The following is a 19215-nucleotide window of genomic DNA, read 5'->3' as shown; positions in this document are numbered from 1 at the left end:
CTACCGCGGCGCCAGAAGGGCGGACAGGGCCTGCTGCAAATCCCGAAGGCCAAAGGGTTTGGGCACGTGCGAATCAAACCCTGCGATCACGTATTCGGCCACCTGGTGGGCCATCGCATTCGCGGTCACGGCGACAATCGGGGTCGGTGCCCTGCCTGCTTCGCTTTCCAGCGCGCGAATTTCTCCGAGCGCCGTCATCCCGTCCTTGACCGGCATGGATATGTCCAGAAGGATCAGGTCGAAGTCTCCCTCGCGCACGGCATCCACCGCTTGTTGCCCGTCATTCACGAGTGTCGCGCTCACCCCGAGGCGTTTCAGCATCGCCGCAAGTATCTCGCGATTGGCGGCGTTGTCGTCGGCCGCCAGAACACGCCGCCCCTCGAACGACACCTCCTGTTCCGGCGCGGCGGCTGCCGGCACATCGGCTTGCGGCGCGGCCATCTCCAGAGGCAGGGTCACGGTAACAGTGGTGCCCTCGTCCGGCATGCTCTGCACCGCGATGTCGCCACCCATGAGCACCACCAGTTGCCGCACGATGGACATGCCCAACCCGGTGCCGCCGAACCGTCGCGAGATCGAGCTGTCGGCCTGGGTGAAATCCTCGAACAGGCGTGCGGCCTGATCCTCTGTCATGCCGATGCCGCTATCCTCGACGGAAATTTTCAACGGGTACCCGGCACGGCCCGATACCGTCAACGTGACGCCGCCGGATTCGGTGAACTTTATGGCGTTGCTCAGCAGGTTGTGCAGGATCTGCTGCACCCGATGCGCATCGCCCATGCGCGGCAGGTCGGCGCCCGAACCGATCATCACATCCAGCGCCAGGCCCTTTTCCTCGGCCTTGAGGGTATGAATGCCCTCCAGCCGCTTGGCCAGCGCGTCGCTCCTGAACGGCGCCTTTTCGAGGTCAAGGCGCCCGGCCTCGATCTTGGACATGTCGAGCAGGTCGTTGAGAATGTTGAGAAGCGCCTCGCCCGACTGCCGGATCAGCGCGATCATGCGGTGCTGTTCGGGGTCGGTGAGCTGTGTTTCCAGCAACTCCGCCATCCCCAGCACACCGTTGAGCGGCGTGCGGATTTCGTGGCTCATGTTGGCCAGGAATTGCGACTTGGCCTTGTTGGCCGCCTCCGCATGCTCGGTCGCCTCGACCAGTTCGGTCACGTCCGCGCCGACGCCGCGATAGCCTGTAAACTCGCCCGCCTCGTCATAAACCGGCGCCCCCGATATGCGGAACCAGCGGTCGCCGCCCGACCCCTGCCGCGGCATCAGGTAGGTGAAATCGCGGAACGACTCGCGCGCCTCGAGCTTTTTCGCCAGGCTGCCCCAATCAGCCGCGGCCTGTGCGACCGGGTTGCCGGCCATCATCTCCTCGCGGGTCTTGCCGTAGAATACGTCCGACGCCGCCCCGGTCGCGCGGGTGACGCTTTCCGAAATGAACGTGAACCGCAGGTCCGGCCCCTGTTCCCAATACCAGTTGTCCGACACGCTGGAAATGTCGTAGAAACGCTGCTCGGCGAGGTCGCGCTCGGTGATCGTCGCTTCCAGTTCGGCCTTGGCCTCGGCAAGGGCCTCTTCACGCGCTTTCTGCTCGTTGATGTTGATGTGCACACCGGAAATCGCCAGCGCCTGCCCGTTCGATGCCCGGTGGGTCACCCGGCCCCGACGCAGCACCCAGACGTAGTGGCCTTCCTTGTGGCGCAAGCGCAACTCGTCGGCGAACTCCTCCTGCCCTTGTGCGATGCAGTCTGTCTCGGCCTCCAGCGTGGCGATGTCGTCGGGATGGGCCAGATCGCGCAACTGCGACAGGGTCAAGCCTGACAGTTCCTCGGGCGTGTAACCCAGCATCGTGGCCCACAGATCGTTGACCGTGCCGGCCCCCTCGCGCAGGTAGGTATGAAAGGTGCCGACCTGCGCGCCGCTGATGATATCGGCGAGGCGGCGTTCGGCCTCGACGATGTCGGTGACGTCGATGCGCAGGCCAACGCGCCCGCCCGTGGGCGTAACCCGCTCGATCAGGCGGATGGTACGCCCATCCGCCAAGTCCAGCAGAATGTCGCGATCCGCTGGCAGCGCCTCCTCGCGCAGCTCGTCCAGCCACTTCCGCGCATCGCCTTGGGCACCGGCGTAAATGCCGGCCTTGGCCCCGGCCTTTTGAATGTCCGATATCTTGCGCCCGATCGCGACCTCATCGCGTATCTCGGGGTATAGATCACGGTAGGTGCTGTTGAACAGAACCAGCCGGTCCTCGGAATCGAGCAGGACGAACCCGTCCGGCAAGGCCTCGATCGCGGTGGTCAGCGTCTCGTGGGCGGTGCGCGCGGCCTCGGCCGCGGCGATGCGCTCGTTCTCGCGCGCGACACGGTCCGTCAGGTCGATCACGAAACACCAGACCGTCTTGCGGCCCCTGGGGTCTTCGGCGATAGCACCGCGCACCTCGACCGGGATGGTCCTGCCCGACTTGTGGCGGTACTGTACTTCGATCGGGGCGAACCCCCCGGTTTCGTTCATCTCCTTGATGAAATGGTGGATCGGCGGCATGTCGTCGCTTTCGGCCATCAGATCGGGAAAGCTCATGTTGCGCAGTTCTTCGCGCGTATGGCCGGTAATTTGCCCCATCGTCGCGTTCGAATGCAGGACTTCCCCGGTCTTGAAATCAAGTTGCATGATTCCGTTGGGCGCGATGTCGTAGATGTGGCGAAACAGGGCCTCGCGCCGCTCCATCCTGTCACGCGACGCCCGATCGTCGGAAACATCCAGGTGGATACCGGCCAGCAGCGAAGCCTTGCCTTGCCCGTCTCGCCTGAGCACTTGACCGCGAGATTGCACCCAGACCCAGCCGTCGGTCTTGTGGCGCATGCGGAACTCGACAGTGTACCCATCTTTTTCACCGTCGACGCAGTCCTCCAGCGCTGCCTCGATCTTGGCGTGATCGTCTTCGTGACAAAGCTCCCAGAACCTTTCGAGCAAATGCGCCGCCGACTCCTGCGGCGAGTAACCCAGCATTTCCCACCAGCGGTCATTGACGGTGTTGGTGCCCGTCTTCAAATCGAATTCCCATGTCCCGACGCGCGCGCCTTCGATCACGTTGGCAAGGCGTTCCTCGGTCTCGACCATTTCAGTGATGTCGGTGTGAATCGCGATCAGCCCGCCATCGGCGGTTCGCCGTTCACGCACCCGGATGACGCGCCCGTTCGACAGCCTTTGCAGCATGTCACGCTGGGGGCTCTTGCGACCGGCCATACGGTCACGCATCCATTCTTCTTCGCGCCCTATCCCATCGGCCAACTGGCCCTGTTTCAGGGCAAATCGCTCGATTTCATCGAAGCTGACGCCGGGTTTCAGGACCGGCGCCGTGAGGGCATATATCTCGCGGTAGCGCTCGTTGCAGATCACCAGGCGGTCATCGGCACCGAAAAGGGCAAAGGCGTCGTCGATCGTCTCGATCGCCAGCATCAGGTCGGCCTGCGGTGCCGCGTCTGCATCCGGCGCCATTGCCGGCGTGTCTGCACCCATATCCTGCCGAGCGATCCGTGCCCATGCATGAACCAGCCCCTGCGCCATCGGGGCAACCTCGGCCGCATCGCCCCCTGGCGCCCCTTGGCGTTCGGCGGCGAAAACGCCAACAAGCCGCCCGCCCTCGAGCGCCGGAATGACTAATAGCCCGCCGGCGGCTTGCGCATCGTCGCCGTTCGCCGCGTCGATCATTTCGCCCTGCGCGAGCCGCGCGCGCCATGGCGTGATGAAACGCGCCTGCGCCGCGCCGGCATCGGGCGCCTCGCCGGCGGCAATGGCCGAACCATCAGCCAAGACGACAAGCGCCGTGCCACCAAGCGCCGCACCCAGGTCCGAAAGCGCATCGGTCAACGCCGCGCGCGCCTCGGCCGGGCATGCACCCAGCAGAGCACCCACGCGGTGGGGGGTCAGGGAATCCGGGAAATATGCCATCGCTCAGGTGCCTCGGTCCGCTCGATCCGGCCTGCTCGCCGGCTATTTCGACTTTTGTCGACTTATTTAGAATGCACTATGACCTGCTTTCCACCCCGAATGCAATTCCAGCGCGCCGACCACTCAACAAGAGCCTCCACCCCGCTCACACGATAACACCCTCGGCACGCGCCGCGCCCTGCTGCCCCGCATCGCGCACGACATCGGCGATATGTTCCAGCTGTTCGGTCAGCGGCGTGGTCTTGCGCCAGACCATGCCGATCGTGCGGGCGGGGCGCGGCACCGGCAGGCGCGCCACCGACACGCTGGCCGAGCGCGTCTCGACCGGGGCAGCCATTTCCGGGATCAGGGTCACCCCGATGCCGGCGCTGACCATCTGCACCAACGTGGCAAGCGAACTGCCCTCCATCAGGTCGCGCGGCAGCGTCGAGGACATGTTGCAAAACGACAGCGCCTGATCGCGGAAACAGTGACCCTCTTCCAGCAGCAGAAGCCGCATCTCGCGCAGGCTTTCGGCGCTTGGCACCGGCTTGTCGGCGTCTTCGGGCGGACGCACCAGGATGAATTCCTCATCGAAAAGCGCCACTTCTTCAAGCGCGGGTTCCGAGACCGGCAACGCAACGATCGCTGCATCCAGCCGGCCCTCCATCAGGTCGTCGATGAGGCGCTGCGTCACCGCCTCGCGCGGGCGCGGGTCGATATCCGGGAAACGCTGCGCCAGCGTCTTGACGAACGCCGGCAGCAGATATGGCGCCACGGTCGGGATCACGCCGATGCGCAACCGCCCGGCCAGCGGGCTATGCGAGGCGCGCGCCAGATCGCCCAACTCGTCGACGGAGAGCAGGATGTCACGCACACGCAGGGCAAAGGCCTCGCCCAGGCTGGTCAGCCGGATTTGCCGAGCGCCGCGCTCGACCAGCGGCGCGCCAAGGATTTCCTCCAGTTCCTTGACCTGCACGGAAAGCGCCGGTTGCGAGATCGAACAGGAATTGGCGGCGCGCCCGAAATGGCCCGTGCGCGCCAACGCATCGAAATAGCGGAGGTGTTTCATCGAGATCGCAGTCATAACTTTTACCTATCATATAGTTTAGAAAATTCAATTTTCTATTATGGTGCGACTCTGATACCAAGATTGCAGTTCAGGTGCCGCCCGCAGCAATCGTCAGGCCCACGCGGCATCCAGGGGGCGCTGCCCCAGCCAAGATGACAGCCACAGGAGACCAGCTATGGACGGGAACGATATCGACACGGCCGGGAAATGCCCGGTGATGCATGGCGGAAACACCGCCACGGGCACCGACAACATGGAATGGTGGCCCAATGCGTTGAACCTCGACATCCTGCACCAGCACGACCGCAAGACCAATCCGCTGGGGCCGGATTTCGACTATCGCGAGGAGTTGAAAAAGCTCGACGTCGAGGCGCTGAAAAGGGACCTCACCGAGTTGATGACCGACAGCCAGGACTGGTGGCCGGCTGACTGGGGGCATTACGGAGGGCTGATGATCCGCTTGGCCTGGCACGTGGCCGGCACTTACCGGCTGGCCGATGGCCGCGGCGGCGCAGGCACCGGCAACCAACGCTTCGCACCGGTCAACTCGTGGCCCGACAACGGCAACCTCGACAAGGCGCGCCGGCTGCTGTGGCCGATCAAGAAGAAATACGGCAACAAGATAAGCTGGGCCGACCTGTTCATCCTCGCCGGCAACGTCGCCTATGAATCCATGGGTTTCAAGACCTTCGGTTTCGGCTTCGGGCGCGAGGACATCTGGCACCCCGACAAAGACACCTACTGGGGCGCCGAAAAGGAATGGCTGGCGCCGTCGGACAGCCGCTATGAAAGCGTCGAGAACCCCGCCACCATGGAAAACCCGCTGGCGGCGGTCCAGATGGGGCTGATCTACGTGAACCCCGAAGGCGTGAACGGCCAGCCCGATCCGCTCAAGACCGCCGAGCAGGTGCGCGAAACCTTCGCGCGCATGGCGATGGACGACTACGAGACGGTTGCACTAACCGCCGGCGGCCACACCGTGGGTAAGTGCCACGGCAACGGCGACGCCGCCAATGTCGGCCCCGAGCCCGAAGCGGCCCCCATCGAGGAGCAAGGGCTAGGCTGGATGAACCACACCACCCGCGGGGTGGGCCGCGACGCGGTAACCAGCGGTCTTGAAGGCGCCTGGACGACCAACCCGACGCAGTGGGACAATGGCTATTTCCACCTGCTGCTGAACCACGAGTGGGAGTTGAAGAAATCCCCCGCCGGCGCCTGGCAGTGGGAACCGGTGGACATGAAGGAGGAAGACAAGCCCGTCGACGCCGAGGACCCGAAGGTGCGGCGCAACCCGATCATGACCGACGCCGACATGGCCATGAAGATGGACCCCGAATACCGCAAGATTTCGGACCACTTCTATAATAATCCCGCTGAATTCGACGACGCTTTCGCGCGCGCGTGGTTCAAGCTGACCCACCGCGACATGGGGCCGAAATCGCGCTATGTCGGCCCTGAGATTCCCCAGGAAGACCTGGTTTGGCAAGATCCGGTGCCCGCCGGCGCGACCGATTACGACATCGGCAAGGCCAAGCGGCTGATCAAGACCTCCGGGTTGTCTATTTCCGACATGGTCGCCAGCGCCTGGGACAGCGCCCGAACCTTCCGCCAGTCGGACATGCGCGGCGGCGCCAACGGCGCGCGCATCCGCCTGGCCCCGCAGAAGGATTGGGAAGGCAACGAGCCCGAGCGCCTCGCGCGGGTGCTTTCGGTGCTCGAACCGATCGCCGGTGAGGTGGGCGCAAGCATCGCTGACGTGATCGTGCTGGCCGGCAATGTTGGCGTCGAGCAGGCCACCAAGGCCGCGGGGTTCGATATCGACGTGCCCTTCGCACCGGGCCGCGGAGACGCTACCGACGAGATGACCGATGCGGCATCCTTCGAGGTGCTGGAACCCGTCGCCGACGGCTTTCGCAACTGGCTCAAGAAGGAGTACGTGGTCCAGCCCGAGGAACTGCTGCTTGACCGGGCGCAACTCATGGGCCTCACCGCGCCCGAAATGACCGCCTTGATTGGTGGGATGCGCGCCATCGGGGCCAACCACGGCGGCACCAGGCACGGCGTGTTTACCGAGCGGGCGGGGGCGCTGACGACGGATTTCTTCGTCAACCTCACCGACATGACCAACCGCTGGGAGCCGACGGGCAACAACCTCTACGAGGTGCGCGACCGCAAGACCGACACGGTCAAGTGGACGGCAACGCGCGTCGATCTCGTCTTCGGCTCCAACTCGATCCTGCGCGCCTATGCCGAACTTTACGCGCAGGACGACAGCCGCGAAAAGTTCGTGCGCGACTTCATTGCCGCATGGACCAAGGTGATGAACGCCGACCGCTTCGACCTGGCGTGATGCGAAACCCGGCCGCCCCCGTCCGAACGCGGGGGCGGCCTATTCCTTGATCGGGCGCAGGATCAGGTTGGTCTGCGCGCTGGCTACCGCCGGGATGCGAAACAGGAATTCCTCAAGGAATCGGTTGTAGGCGGTAAGATCCGGGCAAACCACATGCAGGTGGTAGTCCGACTGTCCCGTGGTGGCATAACAGGCCCGCACCTCGGCCTTGTCACGCACCGCAGTCACGAACTCCATCGCCTTGTCCGGGTCGTGGCGTGTCAGTTGCACATGCACGATCGCCTTGAAGCCCAGACCCATCGCTTCGTCGTTCAGCCGCACCGTGTAGCCGCGGATGACGCCACGCTCTTCCAGCGCCCGCACCCGGCGCCAACAGGACGAGGGCGACAGACCCACCTGCTCGGCGAGGTCGGCGTTGGAAATGCGGCTGTCGCGGCGCAATAGCTCAAGAATCCGTTGATCCGTGTCTTCCAATTCCGGCATGATTTTGCACTTTTCTCATGTTTCACGAATGATCAATTCACATAGTGGCGGTAATAGCAACAATTCTGGCCGGAATTTTCACCGTTAACATGGTAATCTATTGCCAAACCCGGAATAATGGAAGGCGCGGAAATGGCACGGCACGACCGCAGTTTCGACACCTATCAACTCTCTGATCGCTATGCCCGTCAGGACGGGCGCGTGTTTCTCACCGGCACCCAGGCGCTGGTGCGCGTGATGCTCGACCAGGCGCGGCGCGACCGCGCGGCGGGGCGCGACACCGCCGGTTTCGTGTCGGGCTACCGCGGCTCGCCCCTGGGAGGGCTCGATCAGGAGCTGTGGCGCAACGAAGAACGCCTGCGCGAGGCGCGGGTCGATTTCCTGCCCGCGGTGAACGAAGACCTTGCTGCCACCGCGATCCTGGGCACGCAACAGGCAGCGCTGGACCCCGAATGCGAGGTCGATGGCGTGTTTTCCATGTGGTATGGTAAGGGGCCGGGGGTGGACCGCTCGGGCGATGCGCTCAAGCACGGCAACGCCTACGGATCGTCGCCCAAGGGCGGCGTGCTGGTGGTGGCCGGGGATGACCACGGCTGCGTGTCGTCGTCGATGCCGCATCAGTCGGACGTCGCCTTCATGGCCTGGTTCATGCCGACGCTGAACCCCGCCACCATCGCGGAATATCTTGAGTTCGGTGCCTACGGCTTTGCGCTGTCGCGGTTTTCGGGAACATGGGTCGGGTTCAAGGCGATCTCGGAAACCGTCGAGGCGGGCCAGTCCATCGACATCCCGCCCGAACGCGATTTCGTGCAGCCCGATTTCACTGCGCCCGAGGGCGGGCTGCATGTGCGCCGCTCGGACCCGCCCAGCACCGAGATCGAAACCCGCATCGCCCACAAGCTGGCCGCGGTCGAGGCGTTCGTCGAGGCCAACCCCATCGACCGGCGCATCTACGACATTCCCGACGCGCGCTTCGGCCTCGTCACCACCGGCAAGGGCCACGAGGACACCATGGAGGCACTGCGCCTTCTGGGGCTGGACGAAGCCGCCTGCCGCCGCCTCGGCATCGACATCTACAAGGTCGGCATGGTCTGGCCGCTGGCACGGCGCGACGCGCTGGCCTTCGTCAAGGGCAAGGAAGAGGTGCTTGTCGTCGAGGAAAAGCGCGGCATCATCGAAAGCCAGTTCAAGGAATACTTCTACGACTGGCCCGGCGACAAACCACGCAAGATGGTCGGCAAGCACCGCGCCGCGGGCGACCCGCTGATCCCCTGGACGGGCGAGCTGAGCCCGCTGGAGCTGGTGCCGGTGATCGCCGAGCGGCTGGATGCCTTCTTTCCCGACGAACGGCTGCCGGAAAAGGCCCGCGCGCTGACCCGGACGCCCGCGCCATCGCTCAGCCTGCCGGGTGCCACCCGCACGCCCTATTTCTGCTCCGGGTGTCCGCACAACACCTCGACCAAGCTGCCCGAAGGCAGCTTTGCCGCCAGCGGCATCGGCTGCCACGTCATGGCAAGCTGGATGAACCGCGAGACCTACGGCTTTGCCCAGATGGGCGGCGAAGGCGTGCCATGGGCCGGCGGCGCGCGCTACCGGGGCAACCCGCACATGTTCCAGAACCTGGGCGAGGGCACCTGGTATCACTCGGGCTCGCTGGCGATCCGGCAAGCGATCGCGGCGGGCGTCAACATCACCTACAAGATCCTCTACAACGACGCGGTGGCGATGACCGGTGGCCAACCCGTCGATGGCCCCGTCAGCCCCGCCGCCATCGCGCAATCTTCCCGCGCCGAAGGGGTTGAGCGCATCGCGCTGGTCTCGGACACGCCGGAAAACTTCGACAAAGCCGACTTCCCAAAGGGCATCACCATTCACCACCGCGACGAAATGGACGCGGTGCAGCGCGAGCTGCGCGACGTCGAGGGCGTCTCGGTGCTGATCTATGAGCAGACCTGCGCCACCGAAAAGCGCCGCCGCCGCAAGCGCGGCACGATGGAAGACCCACCGCGCTTTGCCTATATCAACGACCTGGTCTGCGAGGGCTGCGGCGATTGCTCGGTCGCGTCCAACTGCCTGAGCGTCGAGCCGAAAGACACGCCCCTGGGCCGCAAGCGCAAGATCAACCTGTCGAGTTGCAACAAGGATTTCTCGTGTCTCGACGGGTTCTGCCCCAGCTTCGTCACCGTCGAGGGCGGCGCGCGGCGCAAGCCCGCGCCGGTGGGGCTCGACATCGACGCGCTGCGCGCCGATCTGCCGGTGCCCGACCTGCCCGATCTCGCGCGCCCGTTCGACCTGCTGGTCGCCGGGGTCGGCGGCACCGGGGTGGTGACGGTGGGCGCGCTCATCACCATGGCCGCACACTTGGAAGGCAAGGGATCGAGCGTGCTGGATTTCACCGGCTTCGCGCAGAAGTTCGGCACCGTACTGGGCCATGTGCGCATCGGCCGGCGCCCCGAGGACATCCATCAGGTCCGGATCGTGCGTGGATCGGCCGACACGGTAATCGGCTGCGACGCGGTGGTGTGTTCGTCGCCCAAGGCCTCGACGCATTTCCGCAAGGGCAGCCGCGTGGTGCTGAACCGCGCCGAGATGCCCACCGGCGACGTGGTTCTGAACCGCGATGCCGATCTGCGCATCGACGCGCGCGAAGACCTGATCCGCCAAACCGTGGGCGCCGACAACGTTCATGCCTTCGATGCCGGCGCGGTGTCCGAGCAACTGATGGGCGACGCGGTTTTTGCCAACATCATCCTGATGGGTGCGGCGTTCCAGCATGGGCTGGTGCCAGTCAGCGAAACGGCGCTCAAGCAGGCGATCACCCTCAACGGTGTGGCGGTCGAGAAGAACGCGATGGCCTTCGATCTGGGTCGCGTGATGGCCGCGCGGCCCGAAGCACTGGCCGACTACCTCGACACCAGCGATGACGCAGAAGAGACGCTCGACCAGATGATCGCACGTCGTGCCGATTTTTTGGCCAACTACCAGAATCGCGCCTATGCAAGCCGGTTCGAGGACCGCATCAGCGCCTTCCGCGCCGCCCTGCCCGAGGGCGCCGGCGAAGCGCCGGTCACGGCAGCCGCGAAATCGTTGTTCAAGCTGATGGCCTACAAGGACGAATACGAGGTTGCGCGCCTATTCACCCAAGCCGGGTTCGAGGACGAGTTGGCGCAGGTGTTCGAGGGCGACTACCGCGTCAAGTACCACATGGCGCCACCCGTCCTGCCACTGGGGCGCGATGCCCGCGGGCGCCCGAAAAAGCACGCCTTCGGACCGTGGATGCGCCCCGTTCTGTCAGGGTTGGCGCGGCTCAAGTGGCTGCGCGGTAGCGCGCTCGACCCGTTCGCCCGCACCGCCGATCGCAAGCTGGACCGGCGTTTGCTGGATTGGTACGAGGGCGTGCTTGCCCATGTCGAGCGCACCTACGACGCCGACGACCCGGCGCCCTCGATGGCGCTTCTGGAAGCCCCGATGGAGATTCGTGGCTACGGCCCGGTGCGCCATGACGCGGCCGAAAAGGTACTGGCCGAGACAGCGTAACGGACTGGACGCGCAAACGCGGACAGGCCGGCGGCACCGCGCCGGCCTGTCCCCTGCGCCCGGCTCAGCCCTTGATGATCTTCTGCGGCGAGACGACGTCGATCCCGAGCGCCTTGCCGACCGCGTAATAGGTCAACTGCCCGGCATGTACGTTCAGCCCGTCCAAAAGGTACGGGTCGTCTGTACAAGCCTGCTTCCAGCCCTTGTCCGCCAGCGCCAGCATGAAGGGCATCGTGGCGTTGCCCAGGGCGATGGTCGAGGTGCGCGCCACCGCGCCGGGCATGTTGGCGACGCAGTAATGCATCACGCCATCCACTTCGTAAATCGGGTTCTGGTGGGTGGTGGCGTGCGATGTCTCGAAACAGCCGCCCTGGTCGATGGCCACATCCACCAGCGCCGCGCCCGGTTTCATCAGCGAGAGCTGCGCGCGGGTAACCAGCTTGGGCGCAGCGGCACCGGGGATCAGGACCGCGCCAATCACCAAGTCGGCTTCCGGCAGCAACTCGGCCAACAGTCCCTTCGAGGAATAGCCGGTCTTGAAGGCGCCGCCGAACACATCGTCAAGATAGCGCAGCCGCGGCAGCGACCGGTCCAGAACCGTGACATCCGCCCCCATCCCGGCGGCGATGCGCGCAGCGTGGGTGCCCACGACGCCGCCGCCGATGACGATCGCCCGCGCAGGGCCGACGCCGGGCACGCCGCCCATGAGAACGCCGCGCCCACCATTGGCCTTTTGCAGGGTCCACGCACCGACCTGCGGCGCCAGACGGCCCGCGACCTCGGACATAGGGGCCAACAGCGGCAGACCGCCATTCGCATCGGTCACGGTTTCATAGGCGATCGCGGTGCAGCCCGACTCCAGCAAGTCGCGGGTTTGCGCGGCGTCAGGGGCCAGATGCAGATAGGTGAAAAGAAGCTGCCCCTCGCGCAGCATCTTGCGTTCGACGGCCTGCGGCTCCTTGACCTTGACGATCATGTCGGCAGTGGCAAAGACCTCTTCGGCGGTATCAACGATGCGGGCGCCGGCGGTGCGGTAGGCATCGTCGTCGAAGCCCGAGCCGATTCCGGCGCCGGTCTCGATCAGCACCTCGTGGCCGTGAGCGGCGGCCTCCTGCGCGGCGTTCGGTGTCACGCCGACGCGAAATTCCTGGGGTTTGATCTCTTTCGGGCATCCGATCTTCATCGCGTTTCCTCCTTGCGTAGAAATTGCCTTATTTTTGTGCATCTTACCGGATTTGGCATGAAAATGCTTTGCCATGTGCCTCGCCAAACGGCACATTACGTGAATAATCTTCGCAAAAAGATCAGAAACACAGAAGGTTCGTGCACATATGTCCATCGACGCGACAGACCGGCGCATCCTAAGCGAATTGCAGCGCCGCGGTCGTATATCCAACGCCAACCTGTCCGAAGCGATCAACCTGTCGCCGAGTGCCTGTCACAGGCGCGTGCAGCGGCTGGAGGCCGATGGATATATCAACGACTACGTGGCTCTGCTCAACGCGCGCAAGCTGGGCGTGGCCACGACCGTTTTCGTCGAGATCACCCTGTCGGGCCAGGCGGACGAGGTGCTTGACGCGTTCGAGCGTGCGGTCGCACGGATACCGGATGTACTGGAATGCCACCTGATGGCTGGCACGGCGGATTACATCCTCAAGGTGGTGGCCGAAAGCACCGAGGATTTCGCGCGAATCCACCGCCAACACCTGTCGCGCCTGCCCGGCGTCGTCCAGATGCAATCGAGCTTTGCCCTGAGGACCGTGTTCAAGACAACGGCGCTGCCGGTATGACGGCGGCGGCGGCGGTTCCTCAGCCGATGGCAAGGACGATCTTGCCGATATGGTCGCTGCTTTCCAGGCGGGCGTGGGCACGTGCGGCCTGCTCCAGCGGGAACTCGCTATCCATGACCGGGCCGATCCGCCCCGCCGACAGAAGCGGCCACACGTCGCGGCGCAATGCCTCCGCGATCCGCGCCTTGGCGAGGTCCGATTGCGGCCGCAAGGTCGAGCCGGTGATCGTCAGCCGCCGCGCCATCACCTGCGCGAAGTTCAGCTCGACCTTGGGCCCCGAAAGGAACGCGATCTGCACCAGCCGCCCGTCGTCGGCCAGCGCCCGCACGTTGCGCGGGATGTAGTCGCCACCCACCATGTCGAGGATCAGGTTCGCGCCGCCCTCGCCCTTGAGCACCTCGACGAAATCCTCGCGCCGGTAGTTTATCGCGCGCTCGGCCCCCAGGTCGGTGCAGGTGGCGCATTTTTCGTCGGTTCCGGCGGTTGTGAAGACCCGCGCGCCGAACTCGCGGCCGAGCTGGATCGCCGTGGTGCCGATCCCGGACGAACCGCCATGCACCAGAAACCGCTCGCCCGCGATCAACCCGCCGCGCATGAACACGTTTGACCATACAGTAAAGTATGTCTCCGGAAGGCAAGCGGCCTGTTTGAGGTCCATTCCCTCGGGCACTGGCAGGCAATGCGCCGCCGGCGTGACGACCTGTTCGGCATAGCCTCCGCCCGGAAGCAACGCACAGACCTTGTCGCCCGGGCTGAGCCCCTCGACACCGGGTCCGATGGCAACCACTTCTCCCGCGCCCTCCAGCCCGGGCAGGTCGCTGGCCGAGGGCGGCGGCGCGTAAGCGCCCGCGCGTTGCAGGGCATCGGGGCGATTGACCCCGGCATAGGCGAGCCGCAGCCGCACCTGCCCGGGTCCGGGCTCGGGCACCGGGCGCTCGGTCGGGCGCAACACGTCCGGCCCGCCGGGTTCGGAAATCTCGATTGCGCGCATCGTGTCGGTCATTGGTGCAATCCCTTGCTCTGGCGATCCACCTCATCCTTAGCGCCTTACCACGGGCGGCGTCCAGTGACCCGTTCTCGTCCCCTGGCCCCTACCAGATCTGGGCCGGCTTCATCGGCGTGCGGTCGAGCTTGAGCCGCCCGGCCACCCGCAGCTGAAGTGATCCCGGTTTTCCGGACAACTCGGCGGCTGATCCAGGGGGTATCCGAGGCGACGGCCATTGCGGCTGACCAAGCCACGGCTCGACCAGCAACGGTTATGCCTCTTGCCGCGCGCGCCAGATATCGCGCCAATCCGTGCCCACCACTTCGGGGTGCCCCGTCGCCATGGGCGACCGAATGTCGCCTCAACAGGTGCGCAAAAGCCCACTTCACTTTCACGATGTATCTGAAAGGCGACGCGCATGCCGCCGACGCCGGCTGCTACCGTGCCGGGCGCGGCGCTTGCGCGCCGGGCCCTTGGCCCGCGCCCCGTCGCAACGGTCAGCCCTGCCGCTGGATTTCCACGCTGTGCGGGTAAGGGATGGTGATGTCGCCCTTGTCGAAGGCTTCCTTCACCGCCTTGGTCATGTCGAATTTCAGCGCCCAGTAGTCAGCGGCGTCACACCACAGCCGCGCGGTCAGATCGACGCTGCTGTCGCCCAGGCTGGTCACCCGAACCCAGGGCGGCGGGTCGTCGTGCACGCGCGGATCATCGGCCGCGAGCGCCTCGATGATCCTTATCGCCTCGTCCGCGTCATCGCTGTAGTCGATACCAAAGCTCAGATCGCAGCGCCGCGTGTCATGGGCCGAATAGTTGATGATGACAGAGCCCCATGCCTGACCATTGGGAACGATGATCTGCACATTGTCGGGCGTGACCAGTTCGGTGAAGAACAGGTTCAGGTCCACCACCGTCCCGGCCGTGCCGCCGATATCGACGTATTGGTCCAGCCTGTAGGGCCGGAACACCACCAGCATCACCCCGGCGGCCAGGTCGCTCAGCGTGCCCTGCAACGCCAGGCCGATGGCCAGGGCCGACGCCCCCAGAATCGCCACGAGGCTGGTTGCCGCAATCCCGAACAGGCCCAGGACCGCGATCAGAACCATAAGAAGGATCGCCCACTTGACGACGGAGGCAGCGAAAATCCCCAGCGTCTTGTCGATGCGCGGCGCCGCGTTGATCCGGCGGCGCACGATGCCACTGATCACGTCGGCAGCGCCCCAGCCGACGACCAACACGACGATCGCCTTGATAACATTTGCCGCGAAAGGGCCAAAAACGCCCAGTTGCTCCATCATGCGGGTGCTCCTTCATTTCCGAATCCACGCACAAGCGTAGCGCGGCATTGCCAACTGGCAAACCTACACCAGCACACCGACCGGAAAGCGCCTTTTTCTTTCTCCACGAATATCTCCGGGGGTCGCGCGCGGCACGCGCGACGGGGGCAGCGCCCCCTTGTTACCCCCGCTCGGGCAACATCCCGGTCGACACGTAGCGCAGGATCTCGACCACCTGTTCGGGCTCGCGCGCCACGGCCAGCGCAGCGGCATCCACCTCCTTGAGCGCATGGTCGTGCTCGGGAGGTTGCAACACGATCAGCGACTTGCCAAGCGCAGCCGCCTGCCCCGCGTCGAAGGCCGCGTTCCACTGCTTGTACTTGTCGCCGAAGCGCACGACCACGACATCGGCCTCGGAGATACCCTTGCGGGTGCGGATCGCGTTGATCATCGCGCCCTTGTGATCGTGCCAGTACTTGCTGTCCTCTGCCCCGAGGATTGCCACACCGCAATCGTCGCTTGCCGCGTGATCGGTGACCGGGGCGTCGAACGTCACGTCCAGCCCCTTTGCGCCGTCCACGATACGCGCGCGCCAGTCGGTATGGATCTCGCCCGCCAGATAGACCCTCAGCATGCCGTTCTCCTTGTTGCCGATGCCACCTCAGCCGCGCAGCACGCCGCCGGTGGCGTTTTGCACCTTCTCGATCACCTTGGCGCCGACCGCTTCGATATCGGCTTCCTTCAGCGTCTTCTCGGTGGGCTGCAAGCGCACCGTCAGCGCGATGGATTTCTTGCCCTCGCCAAGGCTGTCGCCGACGAACTCGTCGAAGACATGCACCGAGTCGATCAACCCCTTGTCGGCGCCAGCCGCGGCGTTGACCAGGGCGAGCGCCTCGACATCGCGGTCGACCACGAAGGCGAAGTCGCGCTCCACCGCCTGAAGATCGCGCAATTCGAGCGCCGGGCGTGTCGTGGCCTTGCGCCGCGCCTGCGGTATCTCGGTCGGCCACACGGTAAAGGCCACGGCGGGCCCTTTCACGTCAAGTGCCGCCAGAACCCGCGGGTGTAGTTCCCCGAAGACCGCCAGTTGCTTCTTGGGGCCAAGGCGCACCACCCCGTGCCGCCCCGGATGCCACCAGTCGGGCCCGTCGCGCATGATCTGCGTCTTGGAGGGTGCACCAAGCGCGGACAGCACCGCCTCGGCATCGGCCTTGGCGTCGAACAGATCGACCACCCGGTCGGCGCCGTGTACGTCGCGCGGCCCGGTGCGCCCCACCAGCAGCCCGGCCACCTGCAGGTGCTGCTCGCCCGGCTCGCCGCCGTGAAAGGCGGGGCCGACCTCGAACAGCGCCATGTCGGAGTGGCCGCGCGCCTGGTTGCGCGCTGCGGCCTGCAACAGCCCCGGCAGCAGATCGGGCCGCATGTGGCTCATTTCCGACGAGATCGGGTTTTCCAGCATGGTCGCCTCATCGCCACCGCCGAACAGGCGCGCCGCGCCACGATCGATAAAGCTGTAGCTGACGCATTCGTTGTACCCCAACGCGGCGGTAGTGCGGCGCGCCGCCTGTTCGCGCTTTTGCATGTCCGACAGGATCGGCCGCGGCACGCCCATCCGGGCCCGCGGCATCGGCTTGCCCTCCAGCCGGGTCAGCGAGGCGATGCGCGCCACCTCTTCCACCAGGTCGGCCTCGCCCTGCACATCGGGGCGCCACGAGGGCACCCAGGCCATGTCGCCCTCCAGCCGGAAACCCAGGGCCTCGAGCGTCGCGCGCTGCGTGTCCGCGGGGATATCCATGCCGACAAGGCTTTGCACGCGGGCCGGGTCAAGCCGATAGGCGCGCGCGAGGTCAGGCACCGCGCCGGCGGTGGTCACCTCGGTGGCAGAACCGCCGCACAAGTCCAGTATCATCTGCGTGGCCAGCTCGATCGCTTCCATGTTGAAGGCCGGGTCGATGCCGCGCTCGTTGCGATAGCGCGCGTCCGAGTTGATCTTGAGCGCGCGGCCCGTCATGGCGATCTGCACCCTGTCCCAGACCGCCGCTTCGAGAAAGACGTTCACGGTTTCCCCGGTGCAACCGGTGGCGAGCCCGCCCATGATGCCGGCAACGCTTTCGATGCCGTTGTCATCAGAGATCACCACCTGCCCTGCGTCGAAGGTATATTCCTTCTCGTCGAGGCCCGTCATCACCTCGCCGCCCTGCGCGCGGTGTACGCGCAGGTTGCCCTGCACCTTGTCGGCATCGAAGACGTGCAGCGGGCGGTTGCGGTCGAAGGTGAAGAAGTTGGTCACGTCCACCAGCGCGCTGATCGGGCGCAGGCCGATGGCGCGCAGGCGGTCCTGCAACCATTGCGGGCTGGGGCCGTTTTGCACGCCCCGGATCAGCCGCCCGGCGAACAGCTCGCAGCCGTTTTCGCGCGTGTCATCGTCGATGGTCACACCGATGGGACAGGGGGAATCACCCTTTATTTCAAACGTTTGCGTGGGTTTCATGGTGCCAAGCCCGCGCGCGGCGAGATCGCGCGCGATGCCGCGCACGCCAAGCGCGTCCGGGCGGTTGGGGGTGATGGCGATCTCGATCACCGGGTCGACCTTGGCCGGGTCGTTTTGGGCCAGCCAGTCGGTGAACGCCTGGCCCACCTCGCCCGAAGGCAGCTCGATGATGCCCTCGTGTTCGTCGCTCAGCTCCATCTCGCGCTCGGAGCACATCATCCCGAAGCTTTCGACGCCGCGTATCTTGCCCACCCCGATGGTGGTGTCGATGCCGGGCACGTAGGTGCCCGGACTGGCGATCACCACGGTGATGCCTTCGCGCGCGTTGGGCGCGCCGCAGATGATCTGTTTCTCACCCTCATCCGTAAGCACCTGACAAACCTTGAGTTTATCGGCATCCGGGTGTTTATCGGCGGTCAAGACCTTGCCGATGGTAAAGCCCTGAAGCTTGTCGGCCGGGTTGGAAATCTCCTCCACTTCCAGCCCCAGATCGGTCAGGGTCTCGGCAATCTCGTTCAGCGTCGCCTCTGTGTCGAGGTGATCGCGGAGCCAGGCGAGGGTGAATTTCATGTCGGCCTACCTTGCAGCATAACGCGTCTTGGCAGGGCATAGCCGATCGCGGGGGCGGGGAAAAGGCCCGGCGGGGCCGTTGCGGAGCGGCCCGTGCGGGGCGGTTTCGGAACGGGGATGAGAGGGGGCATCGGCGGGTTTGGGGCGAATCACCCCAAACCGTTGTTAATGCTGAAAAACCCATGTCGGTATAGCGTCGGTATCCTGGCGGTATCGCGTCGGTGCCGCTTGCCCCGGAGGCGTGGTTAACAGGGCGTTCGGCAGGAAGGCGTTGAGATCGGGTAGAGACGTGTAGGGGTGGCGTTGCCAAGGGTGAAATCCGCCAACCGCGCGGCGGGGTTTTCGACGCCTTTGACCTCAAGCCCTAGGTCAGTCAGGGCGTCGGTGATCTCGTCGAGCGTGGCCCCGGTGTCGAGGTGGTCTTTCAACCAGTGTCCGCCACCCGACACAAGATACCCCGTGGAACCAGGTATCGGACACTCGTCCGACATCCGTGAGCGAGACGGTCAGATGGCGGGTTCGAGCCCTTTACACCCGATCAGGCCGGCGCGGTATTGGCATCGAGTGGCCGGTTGCGGGCTTTGGGCGACCGGCTGATGTGCCGCGCGGTGCCCGACCGCCGGGTGGGCGCTGCAACGAATGTGGATCGCGCTTTATGCCGGCCAAATACATCCGCGTTGTCATCAGCTTGATACGCCCGCAAAAGCGCCCGCCCGAGGGGGCGGTCGGGCGCTGCGCG

The 19215-nt window shown here is 65.3% G+C and carries 12 protein-coding genes; 3 read left to right on the top strand and 9 right to left on the bottom strand.

What is annotated here, in order from left to right:
* A complete protein-coding gene (locus Q0L89_RS13650; RefSeq protein WP_296766155.1) occupies positions 1-3909 on the bottom strand; it encodes a PAS domain S-box protein in 3909 nt (1302 codons plus the stop codon).
* A 181-nt stretch (positions 3910-4090) separates the two neighbouring features.
* Positions 4091-5011, bottom strand: a complete 921-nt coding sequence (locus tag Q0L89_RS13645) for a hydrogen peroxide-inducible genes activator (RefSeq protein ID WP_296766153.1) — start codon at positions 5009-5011, stop codon at positions 4091-4093.
* Positions 5012-5171: 160 nt separating this feature from the next.
* Between Q0L89_RS13645 and katG the strand changes: the two genes are divergently transcribed.
* A complete protein-coding gene (gene katG, locus Q0L89_RS13640) occupies positions 5172-7346 on the top strand; it encodes a catalase/peroxidase HPI (RefSeq protein WP_296766150.1) in 2175 nt (724 codons plus the stop codon).
* Positions 7347-7385: 39 nt separating this feature from the next.
* Here the strand turns inward: katG and Q0L89_RS13635 are convergent, their stop codons facing one another.
* Positions 7386-7829, bottom strand: coding sequence for an Lrp/AsnC family transcriptional regulator (locus tag Q0L89_RS13635; RefSeq protein ID WP_296766148.1), 444 nt, complete (start codon positions 7827-7829; stop codon positions 7386-7388).
* Positions 7830-7961: 132 nt separating this feature from the next.
* Here Q0L89_RS13635 and Q0L89_RS13630 point away from each other — a divergent pair, with 132 nt between their 5' ends.
* Positions 7962-11366 (top strand): indolepyruvate ferredoxin oxidoreductase family protein, encoded by a 3405-nt coding sequence (locus tag Q0L89_RS13630; RefSeq protein WP_296766145.1) that lies wholly within the window; start codon positions 7962-7964, stop codon positions 11364-11366.
* A 64-nt stretch (positions 11367-11430) separates the two neighbouring features.
* Here Q0L89_RS13630 and ald read toward each other — a convergent pair whose 3' ends face one another.
* The gene (gene ald, locus Q0L89_RS13625; protein ID WP_296766142.1) at positions 11431-12549 is read right to left on the bottom strand and encodes an alanine dehydrogenase; all 1119 of its coding nucleotides are present in this window, start codon (positions 12547-12549) and stop codon (positions 11431-11433) included.
* A 148-nt stretch (positions 12550-12697) separates the two neighbouring features.
* Between ald and Q0L89_RS13620 the strand changes: the two genes are divergently transcribed.
* Positions 12698-13156, top strand: coding sequence for an Lrp/AsnC family transcriptional regulator (locus tag Q0L89_RS13620; protein WP_296766140.1), 459 nt, complete (start codon positions 12698-12700; stop codon positions 13154-13156).
* 19 nt (positions 13157-13175) lie between these two features.
* Here the strand turns inward: Q0L89_RS13620 and Q0L89_RS13615 are convergent, their stop codons facing one another.
* From Q0L89_RS13615 to Q0L89_RS13595, 5 genes are all read right to left on the bottom strand, one after another.
* On the bottom strand, positions 13176-14159 hold the full coding sequence (locus Q0L89_RS13615) for an NAD(P)H-quinone oxidoreductase (RefSeq protein WP_296766138.1): 984 nt from the start codon (positions 14157-14159) through the stop codon (positions 13176-13178).
* 479 nt (positions 14160-14638) lie between these two features.
* Positions 14639-15436, bottom strand: a complete 798-nt coding sequence (locus tag Q0L89_RS13610) for a mechanosensitive ion channel domain-containing protein (protein ID WP_296766136.1) — start codon at positions 15434-15436, stop codon at positions 14639-14641.
* Between the two features lie 160 nt (positions 15437-15596).
* Positions 15597-16049 carry a YtoQ family protein gene (locus tag Q0L89_RS13605; RefSeq protein ID WP_296766134.1) on the bottom strand — a complete coding sequence of 151 codons (453 nt, stop codon included), beginning with the start codon at positions 16047-16049 and terminating at the stop codon, positions 15597-15599.
* A gap of 27 nt (positions 16050-16076) precedes the next feature.
* On the bottom strand, positions 16077-18476 hold the full coding sequence (gene pheT / locus Q0L89_RS13600) for a phenylalanine--tRNA ligase subunit beta (RefSeq protein WP_296766132.1): 2400 nt from the start codon (positions 18474-18476) through the stop codon (positions 16077-16079).
* A gap of 245 nt (positions 18477-18721) precedes the next feature.
* A complete protein-coding gene (locus Q0L89_RS13595; protein ID WP_296766129.1) occupies positions 18722-18904 on the bottom strand; it encodes a hypothetical protein in 183 nt (60 codons plus the stop codon).
* Positions 18905-19215 lie beyond the last annotated feature (311 nt).

This window comes from Sediminimonas sp. (assembly GCF_024637375.1).
Lineage (GTDB): Bacteria > Pseudomonadota > Alphaproteobacteria > Rhodobacterales > Rhodobacteraceae > Sediminimonas.
Note: the sequence above shows the minus strand (reverse complement) of the source record. Positions and strands in the feature narration are given on the sequence as shown.